A 14,968-nucleotide genomic window follows, 5' to 3' on the forward strand; every position below is an offset into this window, starting at 1 on the left:
GAACTCGTCGTCAGCCGCGCCGCGCACCGCCGGGGTCAGTCGCCCACCACGACGTCGACCGTCGCCTCGTCGCCCTCGGCGGCGAAGGCCACCAGCCGCTCACCCTCGCGGGCGATCGCGTCCCGCTCCCGCTTGGGGGTCTTGCCGAACAACTCCACCGTGAGACGGGCCTTCGAGCGCTCGCGCTTGATCTTCCAGACGCCCTGGACGAAGCCGTCGACCAGGACGGTGGGGAGCACCCGGGCGCCCGGCCGGAAGACCTTCGGGCGGTCCTCGTCGGAGATGATCCGGGTGCGGTCGCCGTGGGACAGCAGGAGGTTGTCCCACTCGGGGAGGAAGCGCGGTTCGGCGGGGGCGTCGCCGTCGGCGAGTTGCGCGTCCTCGAGGTCGAACAACTCCGTGCCGTCCTCCGCGCGCAGGACCCGCAGCTGCGGACGGATGCGCTTGAACACCGAGGCCAGACCCGTCAGTCCCGACCAGGTCTGGACGTCCTTGGCCGTGCCCGGGCCGAAGGCCGCCAGGTGGCGCAGGACCAGCGCGTCGGGTGCGTCGTCGCCGTCGGGGTCGGAGCCGAGCCACTCGGCCGCGTTCACGTACGTGGCGCTGGAGCCCGAACCCCAGGTCCCACCGGGCGGCTTCTGGACCACGGGCAGATGGCAGCGCAACGTGATGTAGGCCAGCGCCGACGCGTCGCGGTCGGAGTGGTCCTCAAGCAGCGCCTCGCCCAGCTCCGTGTACCCGTAGGGGCGTTCGGCGAGCAGGTCACGTGCCTGGACCGCCAGCGCGTCGAGGTCGAGGTCGGCGGCGCGCTTGCCCATGAAGCCGCGCATCGCCTTCGACAGCGCGGGCTGCAGCGCGGGCCGGAGCCGGAGGTAGTCCTGGGCGGTGACCACCTGGAGGGTGGCACGCAGCATGCTCGCGCGGACCACCTCACGGTCCTCCATGAGGGCGTTGAGCGACTCCTTGCGGAAGTCCTTCAGCCGGCTCCACAGGCCGATGTAAGGGGCGTTGGGGGTCTGCGCCTGCATGGCCACCAGTTGCTCCACCGCCTCCGCCACCGACCGCTCGTCGCGGCGCAGCAGCATCTGCCGCTCCAGCGCGGTCCGGTTGAGCACTCGTCGGCTGACGGTGTCGCCCATGGTCGCCCTCCCGTTCGTGATGCAGCGGTCGACCTCAGCTAACCACGCGTGGCTCACGGGCGCACGGAATCTGCCGTGCGCGCCGGTCCGTGCGCGGGAACCCCGTTCGGTGACCGGTGCACAAGTTTGAGCAGCCCCTGTCTCCCGGCCCCCGGTAGCGTCCGGCTGCCGGAGCGCGGTGTACAGGAGGGGGCTGACGTATGACCACCATGTACGAACATGTCGGCGGCGAGCAGGCGCTGCTACGTTTCGCCGAGCATTTCCACACCTCGATACAGCAGGACCCCTTGGTGGGACCGCTGTTCCTCGCCGGATCGCCGGATCACGCCGAGCATCTGGCCGCTTTCTTCTGCGAGATGCTCGGCGGGCCCTCGCGCTACAGCGACGAACTCGGCGGCTTCCTCAGCCTGATGAAGGCCCATCTGGGCATGCGCATCACCGAGGAGCAGAGCGAGCGCTTCGTCCAGCGGATGCTCGCGTCCGCGGACGCCGTGGGCCTGCCGAACGACGAGCGGTTCCGTACCGCCTTCGCGGCCCAGATCGAGAAAGCCGCCGGGTTCACCAGGAAGGTGTCCCTGGAGGACGACTCACCGATGCTCGACGCACCCCATCCGGAGCTCGGCCGCTGGAAGTGGTGAATCCGCACGTCGATCCGGCTCGGAGCGAGCCGGATCCTTCACCTGGGGGACCGATGAAGCCTGTAACAACCACCGTGCCGCAGCAGGCTGACAGCACCTGCGGGCGGCTGGTGGGCATCCTGCGCCGCCTGTTGCCCGAGAGCGGCGGGCTCACCGTCGACACGGTGCTCTCCGACGCCGGTCTGTCCTCCCTCGCCGCTGTCCGGCTGGTCCTGGAGGCAGACGCCGAATTCGGTGTCGAGGTGCCGCTGCCCCGGCTGCTGGAGTGCCGGACCGTGGGCGACCTGGCGGCCTGGATCGACGAGGCCGGCGGCCGTCCCGGCACCGGCGATGCGGCCGCCCCGCCCGGCGTGCCGACGGAACCGGAGCGGCGGCACGAGCCGTTCCCCGCCACCCCGCTCCAAGAGGCGTACGTCGTCGGCAAGTACGCCGAACTCGACCCCGACGCGATCGGGTGCCACCACTACCACGAGTTCGAGTTCGACGACCTCGACGTGGCGCGCCTGAGCAGCGCCTGGCAGCGCGTGGTGGCCCACTTCGACGCCCTCAGACTGACCGGGGTGGGACGCTCCCAGCGGGTGCTGGAGACGGCCCGTGCACCAGAGTTCGTGGTGCACGAGACCGTCGGCCCCGACGACTGGGCGGCCACGGCCGCGGACGTCCGCGGCCGGATGTCGCACCACCGCCACCCGCCGGGCGAATGGCCCCCGTTCACCGTCGAGATCACCCGCAGGTCGCCGTCGGGTCGGGCGGTGGTGCACTTCGGCATCGACGGGGGAGTGACCGACGCGCACGGCACCGAGCTGCTGCTGCGGCACTGGTGGGCGGCGTACGAGAACGACGAGCACGAGCTGCCCCTCGCACCCTTCTCGCTCCGTGACAGCGTCCTGTTACTCGCCCGGCGCCGTGACACCGCCGGTCACCGCGCGGACCTGGCGTACTGGACGGAGCGACTCAAGGAGCTGCCCGGCGGCCCCGACCTGCTGCTGTCCGAGCCCCCCGAGCCGCCGGCGGACCTCGACTGCCACCTGCGCCGCTCCCGGCTCGCCCGGCTGGCACCGCCGCAGTGGCGGGCTCTGCGGCGCCGGGCCACCGAACTGGGCGTCTCACCGACCACGCTGCTGCTCTCGGTCTTCACCGACGTACTGAGCGGCGCCGCGCCCGCGGGTCCCTACTCCCTCGTGCTGACGACCACCGACCGGACGCGGCTGCCGCGCGAGGCCGAGCGGCTCATCGGCCCCTACACCTCCAGTTGCGTGCTCGTCGTCGACGATGAGCCGGGCGCCCGGACGTCCCGGGATGCGGTGGGCACGCTCCACCAGCAGGTGTGGGAGGCCCTGTCGCACAGCTCGGTCAGCGGTGTCGAGGTGCTGCGCGAGCTACGGGGCCAGGGCACGGACGTGCCCCGGCTGCCCGTGGTCTTCACCAGCCTGCTCGACATCGCGGTGGAGGGCGCGGACGCCGGGAGCATGGCGGACCACGAGCGCTACGCGGTCGGCCAGACCTCGGGGGTCGCCCTGGACCACCAGGTGCGGTTGCGCGCCGGGGGGCTCGAAGTCCGCTGGGACACCGCGGACGCCCTCTTCCCGACGGGTACGGTCGACGCACTGTTTAGCCGGTTCTGCCAGGCGTTGCAAGGGGTGTGCGAGGCCGCCGAGCCGGTGTCGGTGGTCGACGTCCGGCCGCTGAACGGACTCCAGCAGGCGTATTACGTGCCACGCGTCGCCGGCGACCGTTCGCGGGGCTGTCAGTTCCACCAGAGCTTCACGGTGACGGGGTTCGACCCGGGCCGGCTGCAGGCGGCATGGCTGCGCATGGTGCGCGAGCACGACATCCTGCGGACCCGCGTCTGCGACGACGGGCACCTGCGGGTGCTGCCCGACGCCCCCGCCGACCAGTGGATACCGGTGGTGGACCTCGCGGACCGCGCGGACGTCGAGGCGGAGGCCGTGGAACGCGCGGTGCGCCACGACATGACGCACCGCCCCTTCCCCCTCGGCCGCGGATCCCATGCCGATCTGCGGGTCGTCCGCCGCGCGGCGGGCCGTGCGACCGTGCACCTGGCGGTGGACCTGCTGGTGGCGGACGCGCGCAGCATCGTCCTGCTGGCCAGCGAACTGCTGAGGCGGTACGCGGACCCGTCCGCCGAGATCCCCGGCACCGCCCCGGCCACCGCCCCACCGTCCTCGGACAAGGCGCCCGCGGAGGTATCCGGCCGGGAGCAATGGCATGCCCGGCTCGCGGACCTGCCGTCGGGTCCCCGGCTGCCGGAGGGCACGCCCGGGGCGCACGACCCGGTACGGCGCACAGCCCAACTGACCGATCGGGCCGCGCTGCTGCGGTGGGCGGGACGGCACGGCGTGGAGCTGGACACGGTGCTCCTGGCCGCCTACTGCGCGGCGCTCGCCGCCGAGTGGGACGAACCGTTCACGGTGCCCGTGGTGTGCTGGCGGGAAAGCGACGACTCCCGGCGCCCCGCCGAACTCACCGCACTGAGCTGGGTGCGGTCCGCCGACCCCGGCACCACGCTGCGGGACGCGGCCCACGCCTACGGCCTGATCCTGGCGGCGGACGCCGCCGCCGACGCGGCTGCCGGTCTCGCCGAGATGCGCCGGCTGGTGCTGCGTCGCCGCCGCGCCGAACCCTTCGCGCACCCGGTGGTTTTCACCAGTGTCCTGGACGTCTCCGGCCACCCGCTGCCGCGCGGCACGGCCATGGCGGCCTGGGGCACTGCCACCCCCGACGTGGCGCTGGACTGCGTCACCGTCGACGACGGCGAGACCCTGCACGTGGCATGGGATGCGGTGGCCGACCGCTTTCCCGACGGTGTGCTCGACGCCGCCTTCGCTCGGTTCCTCGACACGCTCCGCGAGCTCACCGAGGAGACGGACGGCCAGCCGCGGGAACGCCCCGCGGACCGCTCCGAGCCGGGCGGCGAGCGGCACCGGGTGCTGTACGAGTGGAACGACACCGCCGTGCCGTACCCCGCCGAAGGGCCCGTCCACCTGCGGTTCGAGAAGCAGGCGGCGCTCCGCCCCGACGCCGTGGCGCTGCGCTGGCGTGGCGGGACGATGAGTTACGGCGAGCTGAACCGGCGGGCCAACCTGGTCGCCGGGGCACTGCGGCGCCGCGGGAGCACCGCCGAGACGCCCGTCGCCATCTCCGTGCGCCGCGGGCCCGCGATGGCCGTGTCGGTCCTCGGCGTGCTCAAGGCGGGTGGCGTCTACATACCCGTTGACCCCTCCCTGCCCGCGGAGCGCGCGGCCGGGATGCTGGAGGACACCGCGGTACGGACCGTCCTGACCACCCCCGGCGCGCCGGCGTGGGCGCTCCCGCCCGGCATCGGCGTGCTCGACGTGGAGTCGGACGACGTCAGCGGCGCGGACGTGCCCGACCCGGGGGACGCGGAGCCGGTCACCGGCCCCGACTCCACCGCGTACCGCATCTTCACCTCCGGCAGTACCGGCAGGCCCAAGTGCGTCTCGGTCGCCCACCGGTCGCTGCACAACCTGTTCAACTGGTGCGAGCGGACCTTCGGTTTCGGGCCCGGTGACACCGGCCTGTGCGTCACCTCGCTCGGTTTCGACCTGTCGGTGTTCGACATCCTCGGCCTGCTCGGCACCGGCGCCGGTCTCTACATCGCCGACGAGACGGAGCAACTCGACCCGGATCTCCTCACCGAGGTGCTGCTGCGCGAACCCGTCACCTTCTGGAACTCCGCGCCGACGACGCTGGCCCAACTCGCCCCGCTGCTCGCCCAGTACCGGGAGCACCCCGGCAGGCACGATCTGCGGCTGGTCTTCCTCAGCGGTGACTACACGCCGCTGTCGCTGCCCGGCGCACTGCGTGAGGTCTTCGACCGGGCGGACGTCGTCAATCTCGGCGGCGCCACGGAGGCCACCGTATGGTCCAACTGGTTCCCCGTCGGCGAGATCGACCCGCGGTGGCGCAGCATCCCCTACGGCAGGCCCATCGACAACGCCCGCTACTACATCCTCGACGAGCGGGGGGAGCCGTGCCCCGTCGGCACCGAGGGCGACCTGTACATCGCCGGTGACTGCGTGAGCCTGGGCTACCTCGGCCGACCCGAGTTGACCGCGAAGCACTTCATGCCCGACCCGTTCCACGGCGGTTCCGGTGAGCGGATGTACCGCACCGGGGACCGGGCCGCGTTCCGGCCCGACGGGGTCATGATCTTCCTCGGGCGGCTCGACCAGCAGGTCAAGATCCGGGGCTTCCGGGTCGAACTCGGCGAGATCGAGCACCGGCTGCGGGCGCATCCCGCCGTGCGGGAGGCCGTGGTGGTGGCGCGGCCGGACGGTGCCGGGGGCCGCCGGGTGGTGGCCTACCTGCTGGCCGAGCCGGGGCAGTTCGTACCGGCCGTCGGCGACCTGCGCCGGTTCGCCGCGGAGACGCTGCCGGACTACATGGTGCCCAACTTCGCGGCCTTCCTGCCGTCCTTCCCGGCGACCGCCAACGGAAAGCTGGACCGCGAGGCCCTGCCCTGGCCGTTGCCGGCGCCGCGGGAGGCGCTGCCCGAGCCGGAGCCCGCCACGGTGCCCCAACCCGAGGCGGTACCCGAACCGGTCCTGCGTCGCGACACGGAAACGGGCGCAGGCGCGGTGAAGGGCGCGGGGAAGTACGTCCTGCCGTCCGCCGACGCGCTCCAGACCGAACTGGTCTCCCTGCTGGCGGGCCTGATCGACATACCGGAGGTCGACCCGACCCTGGACCTGTGGGACCAGGGCGCCACCTCCTTCACCCTGGCCCAGCTCTCGTCCACGCTGCGCGAGCGCTACGGGCGCCGGGTCCCGGTGTCGGCGCTCCTGGCCGAGCCGACCGTCGCGAGCATGGTGCGGCACCTGACGGGCCGAAGCGCCGGCGGCACAGGGACCACCGAGGCGGCCGCCGCCCCGGCTGCCCCCACGGCGCCCGCCGTCGTGCCCGGTCCGGCGGACGAACGGCCGGCGGACGACCCGGCGGACAGCGTCGAGTTCTTCTCGCCGCAGGCCCGCACGGAGTTCAAGTCCGCGGCCCGGCACCTGCGCCCGCAGAGCGACCATGAGCCGATACTGCGGCTGAGGGGCGAACAACTGCCCCCCGAGAGGTTCGAGGAGCGCGCCACCCGGCGCGACTTCGACGGAGGACCGGTCGCCCACGCCGACTTCTGCCGGTTCCTCGCGACCCTGCGGCAACGGCCCGAAGGACACAAGCCCAGCAGGCTGTACGCCTCCGCCGGTGACACCTACGCGGTGCAGGTCTACCTGCACGTCAAGGCGCACGGCGTGGCCGGTGTACCCGAGGGCGTCTACTACTACCGGCCGGGTGAGCACGCGCTGCAACTGATCGGGGACGGCGGCGGCATCGACCGCACCGCGCACTTCCAGTACAACAGGCCGGTGTACGACCGGGCGGCGTTCGAGGTCTTCCTGATCTCCGAGCCGAGGGGCATCGAGCCCCTGTACGGGCCCGAGTCGGAGCTGTACCTCGCGCTGGAGGCGGGGTACATGGCGCAGCTGCTCATGAGCGAGCAGCAGGACTCGGCCGTCGGGCTCTGTCCGGTCGGCGCCCTGGCCTTCGCTTCGGTGCGCGAGCAGTTCCGGCTGCACCCGGGGCAGCGGCTGCTGCACTCCTTCCTGGCCGGCCCCGTCGCCCGTCGCATCGCCCCCGCCTCGACGGCCGCGCCCGCTCTCGTCCGCGCTGCCGCTCCCGAACCGCTGACGGCGGAGGTCGCGGTCACCGGGATGGCGGGGACCTATCCCGGCGCACGTGACCTCGACGCCCTCTGGGAGGTCCTGCGCCAGGGCCGCAGCGCGCTGCGAGCGCTGCCCGCCGCGCGGGCCGCCGCGTTCCGCGCCGTCACCGGGCCGGACGGCCCTTCGTCCGGGACCTCCCCGCACGACTTCCCCCACGGCGGATACCTGACCGGCGACGAACCCTTCGACAGCCTGTTGTTCCGCATCTCACCGCGCGAGGCCGACCTGCTCGACCCCCAACTGCGGCTGCTGCTACCGGTGGTGTGGCAGTGCCTGGAGGACGCGGGACACACTCCGGCGTCGCTGCGCCGCTCCGCCCCCCGGGTCGGCGTCTTCACCGCGGTGATGTGGCACGACCACCGGCAGGCCGGCGAGGACCGCCGGCGCTCCGGCGCGCCTGCCGAACTGTCCGGCGCCGCTTCGGACATCCCCGCCCGTATCGCCCACTGCTTCGGCTTCGAGGGACCGGCCGTCGCCGTCGACACGGCCTGCTCGTCCTCGCTGACGGCCCTGCACCTCGCGGTGCAGAGCCTGCAGCGCGGCGACTGCGACGCCGCCGTGGTGAGCGGGGTCAACGTCGTGGCACACCCTTACCACCTGGCGCTCCTGACGGACCTCGGCCTCGCCGTCACCCTCCCGGGCCCCGGCGCCTTCGCCGAGGAGAGCACCGGCTGGTCGCCAGGCGAGGGTGCGGGCGCCCTGCTGCTGCGCCCGCTGCGCGCCGCGGTCGGGGACCGCGACGTGCTGCACGGCGTCATCGAGGCGACCGGCGTCGGGTCGGCCGGCGGCGCGGGACGCTTCGGTACCCCGGCGGTCGACGCGCTGACCCGCTCCCTGGAGCACATGCTGCGACGGCACGGCATCGCCGGCCGCGACATCGGGTACGCGGAGTGCGCCGCGTCCGGGGCGACACTCGCCGACGCCGCCGAGGTCGAGGCCCTGCTACGGGCGCTGCGCCCGGCGCGGCGGGGGGACCAGGCCCCCTCGGGCGGCCCGTCCCCGCTCGTCGTGGGCACCGTCAAGCCCAACATCGGCCACCTGGAGGCCGCTTCCGGGCTCTCCCAGCTGACCAAGGCACTGCTCCAGATGCGGCACCGCGCGCTCGTGCCCACCGTACTGGCGGGCCGGCGCACCCCGCTCGCCGACTGGGAGGACGCTCGGCTCGACATCATCGACGGCGCGCCCCGCGCCTGGGAACCGGTCGCCTCCGGTGCCCCGCTGCGTGCACTGGTCAACGCCATGTCGGCGTCCGGGTCCTACGGCCACGCCGTACTGAGGTCGGCGTCCTCCGCCGACCATCGAAGGAGCGACTGACATGACCGGTAGCTGGCTCAGAAACGGCGACGCCACCACCGACGCACCGTTGCGGCTGTTCTGCTTCCCCCACGCCGGGGGCGGCGGCGGGTTCTTCCGGCCCTGGCGCGCGCTGCTGCCGCCGCAGATCGAGGTGTGCCCGGTGATCCTCCCCGGCCGGGAGGCGCGGATCGAGGAAACCCCCTACACCCGCATGACCGACCTCATCGACGCGCTCTGCGAGGGGCTGGCACCGTATCTGGTCCGCCCGTATGCGCTGTTCGGGCACAGCACGGGCGCGGCGGTGGCGTACGAGGTGGCCCGGCGGTTCGACGGCGATCCGCTGCGCGCGCCGCGGCGGCTGCTCGTGTCAGGACGCCGCGCCCCGCACCTCGCCGCCCGCCGGCGCGCCTTCGCCGACCTGAACGACGCCGTCTTCCTCCAGGCCGTCGTGCAACTGGGAGGCATCCCCGAGGAGGTGCTGCGCCACCGGGAGTTAGTACGCATGTTCTTGCCGGGGCTGCGCGCCGACTTCGCCGTGAACGAGACGTACCGTCCAGCGGAGGGACCGCCGCTGACCTGCCCCGTGGCGGCCTTCACCGGGGAGCAGGACCCGGAGGTGACACCGCTGGAGATGAGCCTGTGGAACCGGACCACCGAGGGGCCGTTCCGCATGACGGTGTACGAGGGAAACCACTTCTACCTGAAGGACCTGCCCGGGCCGCTGAGGGCCGACCTGGCGGCGGAGCTGGACGAGGACGTACGCCAGGCGGCCGCCTGAGAGGCGGCCGCCGCGCTCACCCCGCGGTGCCGGACCAGGGCCAGGTCGGTGGCCGGTCCGCGCCGCAACGCCACGGCCACCATGTGGTCGGCGCCGTGCTGCCACTGCCCGAACTGCCAGTCGGCGCCGTCGTCGTCCGAGGCGTGCAGCCGGGTGGGACCCGGCGGCCCCAGCCGGAAGGTGTACGAGGCGGTGGGCAGCGAGAGGCCGAGTCCGCGGCCCTTGCTGTACGCCTCTTTGAGCGTCCAGTAGCGGATGAAGCGCTTCGCGGTGACGTACCCACCGGGGGCGGCGGCGATGTCGTCGGCCTCGGCGGGGCTGAGCATCGCCCGGGCCAGCCGCACCGGGTCGAACCGGCGGTCCAGGCATTCGACGTCGAGCCCGCAGTCGATCTCCGGGCAGATGAGGCAGGCGGCCAGCCCGCGGGTGTGCGAGATGTTGAAGCGCAGCCGCGGCGCGGTCCTGGGGGACAGCACCTCGGGGCGTCCTTGGGGGCCGGTGCGAAAGGCCCACTCGGCGGGGTCGACGGCGGGCACACAGCGGCTGAGGGCGGTGCGCAGCAGGACGCGGGCGGTGACGAACAGCGCCCGGTCGCTCTCCAGCAGCATGGCGTCCAGCCGGTCGCGCTCGTCGCGGGAGAGCCACTCCTGGCCCGCTACGGTCCCCTCGGGCGCCGGTTCCGCGGTCCAGAGGTGGGCGAGCGGGTCTCCCGTGCCCGGGCTGTAGAGCGCGAGCGGCCGCGTCGTGGCGAGGATGCGCTCGCCGGGCGGCGTGGGGGATGTCGGCGGCACGGCGGGCTCCCTTCTCGTCCCGCCCACGGCGGCACCCTCCGAGGGTGTGCCGCGACCGGTTCGCCCCGCCGTTCAATAGTGAGCAGACCTCCCGTGCTCCGGCCGACTAGAACCGACACCATTGGGGTCCTCCCGGGTGACCCCCGAGGGCGGGAGCGTGTATGGCCGTCGGTATCGAGGCGCTCAACGCCTATGTGGCGCGGGCCTGCTTCGGCGTGGAGGAACTGTTCCGGGCCCGTGGTCTCGATCTCGCCAGGTTCCAAAATCTGATGATGCGTCAGAAGTCGGTGAACCTGCCGTGCGAGGACGCCATCACCAACGGCGTGAATGCGGCCCGGCCGCTGCTGGACCGGATGACCCCGGAGGAGCGCGACTCCATCGAACTGCTGGTGGTCGGCACCGAGTCCGGCCTCGACCTGGGCAAACCCATCAGCACGTATATCCACCACTACCTGGGACTGAGCTCGCGCTGCCGGTCGTTCGAGGTCAAACACGCCTGCTTCGGTGGCACCGCCGCCCTGCAGACCGCCGCCGGCATCATCGGCTCCTCCCCGGTACCGACGGCGAAGGCGCTGGTGATCGCCGCCGACGCCCCCAGCGCCGCCTCACGCGGTACCTACTGGGAGCCGTCGGAGGGCGGTGGCGCCGCCGCGATGATCGTCAGCCGGCGGCCCGACGTGCTCGAACTCGACCCGGGCGCCAGCGGGCTGCACACCTTCGAGGTGATGGACACCCTCCGTCCCCGACCGGATCTGGACGTCGTGGACGCGGATGTCTCCCTGCTGGCCTACATGACCTGCCTGGAGCAGAGCTTCGCCGCCTACCGCGACCGGGTCGCGGGCGCCGACGTCGTCGACAGCTTCGCCCACCTCGTCCTGCACACCCCCTTCGCCGGCATGGTCAAGGGCGCGCACCGCATGCTGCTGCGCAAGTACCGGGGCCTGCCGCCGCGCGAGTCGCAGGCGGACTTCGAACGCCGGGTCGTGCCCACGCTCGACTACAGCTCCAGGGTCGGCAACCTGTTCTCCGCCTCCCTCTATCTGGCGCTGTGCTCGCTGATCGACACCGGCGGCCCCGTCGGGCCGTGCCGGATCGGCCTGTTCTCGTACGGGTCGGGGTGCGGTTCTGAGTTCTTCAGCGGCGTCCTGGGAGCCGGCGCCGTGCGGAACCTGGGGGAGCTGGGGATCGGCGCCGCCCTGGACAACCGCCGCGAGCTCACCTTCGCGCAGTACGACACCGTCACCGAACTGGGCGGCGACCGCGCGTTCGGCGTGCAGGAACGGGACTTCGACCCCAAGCCGTACGCCGATCTCTACGCGGACCTGTTCGACGGCGCGGGCCTGCTGGTGCTCGACCGCATCGAGAACTTCCACCGCGTCTACCGCTGGAGCTGAGCCGTGACCTACAGCGCCATCGAGGTGACCCGTACGGGAGCGGTGTTGCGCGTCACCCTCGCCCGCCCCGACCGCGGCAACACCGTCGACGCCACGCTGCTGGCGGACCTGGACCGCGCGCTGGACGAGGCGGAATCCGCCGCCGAGTGCCGCATCGTCGTCCTCGACGCGCGCGGCAGCGTCTTCTGCAACGGGCTCGACATGGTCGAGGCCGCCGCGCCCGCCCCCGGCGGACCGGACGGCGCGTCCCTCAACGGAACCGCCTTCTTCCGCCTGCTGCGGCGGTTCACACAACTGTCCCGCACCATCGTCGCCAACGTCGACGGCCGGGTGGCGGGCGGCGGGGTCGGACTGGTGGCGGCCTGCGATCTCGTGCACGCCACCGAACGGTCGACCTTCAGCCTCCCCGAAGCGCTGTGGGGCCTGCTGCCGTGCAGCGTCCTGCCGTACCTGATCCGCCGAACCGGCTTCCAGACCGCGTACGCGATGACGCTGACCACCCTTCCACTCACCGCCGCCGAGGCGGTCGAGCGCCGGCTGGCCGACGAGGTCTCACCGGACGCGGACCCCCTCGTTCGCCGTCTCGTCTCCCGGCTGACCAAGGTCGACGGGCACGTCATCGGCGACGCCAAGCGCTACTTCTCGTCACTGCACCCCATCACCGAGCAGACCGAACGCCACGCCGTCGACGAGTTCGCCCGGCTGGCCTCGGCGCCCGGCGTGCGGGACGGGTTCGCCCGCTTCGCGGCCGCCGGACGCTACCCGTGGGAGAAGTGAACGGACCCCGCGCGGCTGGCGCCCGGGGCACTGACACTGGGGAAGGGAACCGAATGGCAGTCGTATGGGCTTTTCCCGGTCAGGGCTCCCAGCGCAAGAACATGGCGGAGGGGCTGTTCGAACGGTTCCCCGCGATCGCCGCCGAAGCCGACGCCGTGCTGGGGCGGTCCGTACGCGAGCTGTGCGACGACCCGGCGCTGCTCCAGGACACCCGCAACCTGCAACCGGTCATGTTCACCATCAACGCCCTGAAATACCTCGACCTGGCAGGCCGGTCCCCGCAACCCGACTTCATGGCCGGTCACAGCCTGGGCGAGTACAGCGCCCTGTACGCGGCGGGAGCCGTCGACTTCAGCACCGGGCTGCGCCTGGTCTCGGCCCGTGCCGACATCATGGCCCGTGCCACCGGGGGCGCCATGCTGGCCGTGGTGGGCCTGGAAGCCGACCGGATCGAGCGGGTGCTGAGCGGGGTGGGCGCGAGCGACGTGGACGTGGCCAACTACAACTCCCCGCTCCAGACGGTGCTCTCCGGCCCCGAGGAGTCGGTACGCGCGCTCGCGCCGGTCCTGCGGCGGGAAGGCGCGGGCAAGTGCGTACTGCTCTATGTCAGCGTGGCCGCGCACTCCCGGTACGTGCGGGAGGCGGCGGACGAACTCGGCGCGGTCCTCGACACGGTGGACTTCCGCGCGCCACGGGTGCCCGTGCTGTCGAACGTGACGGCCCTGCCCCACCGGGCCGAGGAGATCGGGGCGCTGCTGCGCGAGCACATGGTGCGCCCGGTCCGATGGTGGGACAGCATGCGGTACCTGGCCGGGCAGGGCGTCACCGAACTGGTCGAGGTCGGCCCGGGCAGCGTGCTCGGCAAGCTGTGGGCGACGGTGGAGCAACCGGAGCCGGCGCGCCCGGCCGCGGCCGTACCAGTCGCGGTTCCTCCGCCCGCACCCGTAGCGGCTCCCCGGCCCGCTCCCGCTCCGGCCCGTCCGAATCCGCAGCCGCGCCCAGGGGCCGGGCAGTTGGGCGCGCCAGGGTTCCGCGAGCGGTACGGGGTCCGCCTCGCCCACGCGGCGGGAGCGTCGGGCGCCGGGACGCCGGAGCTGTGCGCGCGGATGGCCGCTGCCGGTCTGCTGTCCTTCGCTGACCGCGCCGCCGACGTCCCCGTGGGCGCGGCGCGCGGCGGGTGGGGCATGGCACTGCGCGACGACCCCACCGCTCCTGCGGCCGTCTCCCGGTTCCTGGAACACGGCGTGCGCCACGTGGAGGCGGACTTCCCCGCCGGCCCCACCGCCGACCTCGTGCGATTCCGCTTCCGTGGTGCCCGCCGGCACCGCGACGGCACCCCGGTGTCGGCGCATCACGTCATCGCCCGGGTCACGGGCATCGAACAGGCCGCGGCCTTCCTCGCCGCGCCGTCCCGCGCCCTGCTCATGTCCCTGGTCGCCGGGGGAGGGCTCACGGAGGAGGAGGCCGAAGCGGCGCGGGGCCTGCCGGTCGCCTCGGACCTCGCCGTGGAGACCTCCGCCGGATGGAGCACCGACTGCGCGGACGCGTTCGCGCTGCTGCCCGCGATCACCGCCCTCGTACGGCGGGTGACGCACCGGAACGGCTACCCGGAGCCGGTCCACGTCGGGGTGCGCGGAGCCGCGGGCACCCCTGAGCGGACCGCGGCAGCCTTCGCGCTGGGCGCCGACTTCACCGTCACCACGTCGGTGAACCAGTGCACCCCGCAGTCCCTTCGGAGCCGGCCGCAGAAGGAGAAGTTGTCCGCCCTGATGGACCAGGACCTGTGCTGGGCGCCCGGCGAGCGGCACTTCGCGCTCGGCGCACGGACCCGCGTGGTGCGCGTCGGCACGCTGTTCCCGGCCAGGGCCAACCACCTCTACCGGCTCTACCGGGACCACCGGTCCTTCGACGAGATTCCGGCCGCGACCCGGGCCCATGTCGAACGGGCGTGCCTCGGCCGGTCCTTCGACGAGGTCACCGCCGTGCTCACGGCGCCCGGGCCGGAGGGGCCCGGCGGGCCCCGGCACCGTATGGCCTCCGTCTTCCGCTGGTACCTGCGCGAGGCGGCACGCGTGGACCACGCGGGCGAGCCGGCGCGGCCGCTGGACCACCGGCTGGACTGCGATACGGAACTGGCCGACTTCAACCGGCGGGTCGCCGGGACGGAACTGGCCCCCTGGACGGCGCGGGACGCGGACACCGTCGCCGAATACCTCCTTACCGGCGCCGCGGAACTGATCGGCGCGGCCGGTCGCCGATGTGGGCCGAAAAGCGCTCACCGATAGAGACACCCCAGCGAACCGCCGTTACGGTCAGCGGCGTGCGCCATCCGGTCTGCGCCTCCAGTCGGGCGGATCCGTGGGGCGCGCCACATGTCGGGCCGACGCGGACGAGAAGTC

8 protein-coding genes are annotated in these 14,968 nt (G+C 73.1%); 6 read left to right on the forward strand and 2 right to left on the reverse strand.

From position 1 onward, the window contains the following. Window positions 1-35: 35 nt before the first annotated feature. Complete coding sequence (locus tag CG740_RS16835) at window positions 36-1,139, reverse strand: winged helix DNA-binding domain-containing protein (RefSeq protein WP_100575953.1); 1,104 nt, start codon at window positions 1,137-1,139, stop codon at window positions 36-38. Between the two features lie 200 nt (window positions 1,140-1,339). Between CG740_RS16835 and CG740_RS16840 the strand changes: the two genes are divergently transcribed. Genes CG740_RS16840 through CG740_RS16850 form a run of 3 tightly spaced genes read left to right on the forward strand, consistent with a single transcriptional unit; the run spans window position 1,340 to window position 9,607 of the window. Then, complete coding sequence (locus CG740_RS16840) at window positions 1,340-1,777, forward strand: group II truncated hemoglobin (protein ID WP_100575954.1); 438 nt, start codon at window positions 1,340-1,342, stop codon at window positions 1,775-1,777. A 53-nt stretch (window positions 1,778-1,830) separates the two neighbouring features. After that, window positions 1,831-8,847, forward strand: a complete 7,017-nt coding sequence (locus CG740_RS16845) for a non-ribosomal peptide synthetase (protein WP_100575955.1) — start codon at window positions 1,831-1,833, stop codon at window positions 8,845-8,847. A 1-nt stretch (window position 8,848) separates the two neighbouring features. Continuing rightward, complete coding sequence (locus CG740_RS16850; protein ID WP_100575956.1) at window positions 8,849-9,607, forward strand: thioesterase II family protein; 759 nt, start codon at window positions 8,849-8,851, stop codon at window positions 9,605-9,607. Here CG740_RS16850 and CG740_RS16855 read toward each other — a convergent pair. Continuing rightward, entirely contained in the window at window positions 9,526-10,398 is an 873-nt protein-coding gene (locus CG740_RS16855) for a 4'-phosphopantetheinyl transferase family protein (protein WP_100575957.1), read from the reverse strand. The genes CG740_RS16850 and CG740_RS16855 overlap by 82 nt on opposite strands. A 161-nt stretch (window positions 10,399-10,559) precedes the next feature. Between CG740_RS16855 and CG740_RS16860 the strand changes: the two genes are divergently transcribed. The 3 genes from CG740_RS16860 to fabD are packed head-to-tail and all read left to right on the forward strand — an operon-like array spanning window position 10,560 to window position 14,854. Further along, window positions 10,560-11,792, forward strand: a complete 1,233-nt coding sequence (locus CG740_RS16860) for a hydroxymethylglutaryl-CoA synthase family protein (protein ID WP_100575958.1) — start codon at window positions 10,560-10,562, stop codon at window positions 11,790-11,792. Window positions 11,793-11,795: 3 nt separating this feature from the next. Then, on the forward strand, window positions 11,796-12,569 hold the full coding sequence (locus CG740_RS16865) for an enoyl-CoA hydratase-related protein (RefSeq protein WP_100575959.1): 774 nt from the start codon (window positions 11,796-11,798) through the stop codon (window positions 12,567-12,569). Window positions 12,570-12,622: 53 nt separating this feature from the next. Further along, a complete protein-coding gene (gene fabD, locus CG740_RS16870; protein WP_100575960.1) occupies window positions 12,623-14,854 on the forward strand; it encodes an ACP S-malonyltransferase in 2,232 nt (743 codons plus the stop codon). The last annotated feature ends 114 nt before the right edge of the window (window positions 14,855-14,968 follow it).

Source organism: Streptomyces sp. CB01201 (genome assembly GCF_002803085.1).
Classification (GTDB): Bacteria; Actinomycetota; Actinomycetes; order Streptomycetales; family Streptomycetaceae; genus Streptomyces; species Streptomyces hundungensis.

Coding starts and splice junctions, on each gene's coding strand:
- CG740_RS16835 (WP_100575953.1), bottom strand. CDS start 1,139: ATGGGCGACACCGTCAGCCGACGAGTGCTCAACCGGACCGCGCTGGAG.
- CG740_RS16840 (WP_100575954.1), top strand. CDS start 1,340: ATGACCACCATGTACGAACATGTCGGCGGCGAGCAGGCGCTGCTACGT.
- CG740_RS16845 (WP_100575955.1), top strand. CDS start 1,831: ATGAAGCCTGTAACAACCACCGTGCCGCAGCAGGCTGACAGCACCTGC.
- CG740_RS16850 (WP_100575956.1), top strand. CDS start 8,849: ATGACCGGTAGCTGGCTCAGAAACGGCGACGCCACCACCGACGCACCG.
- CG740_RS16860 (WP_100575958.1), top strand. CDS start 10,560: ATGGCCGTCGGTATCGAGGCGCTCAACGCCTATGTGGCGCGGGCCTGC.
- fabD (WP_100575960.1), top strand. CDS start 12,623: ATGGCAGTCGTATGGGCTTTTCCCGGTCAGGGCTCCCAGCGCAAGAAC.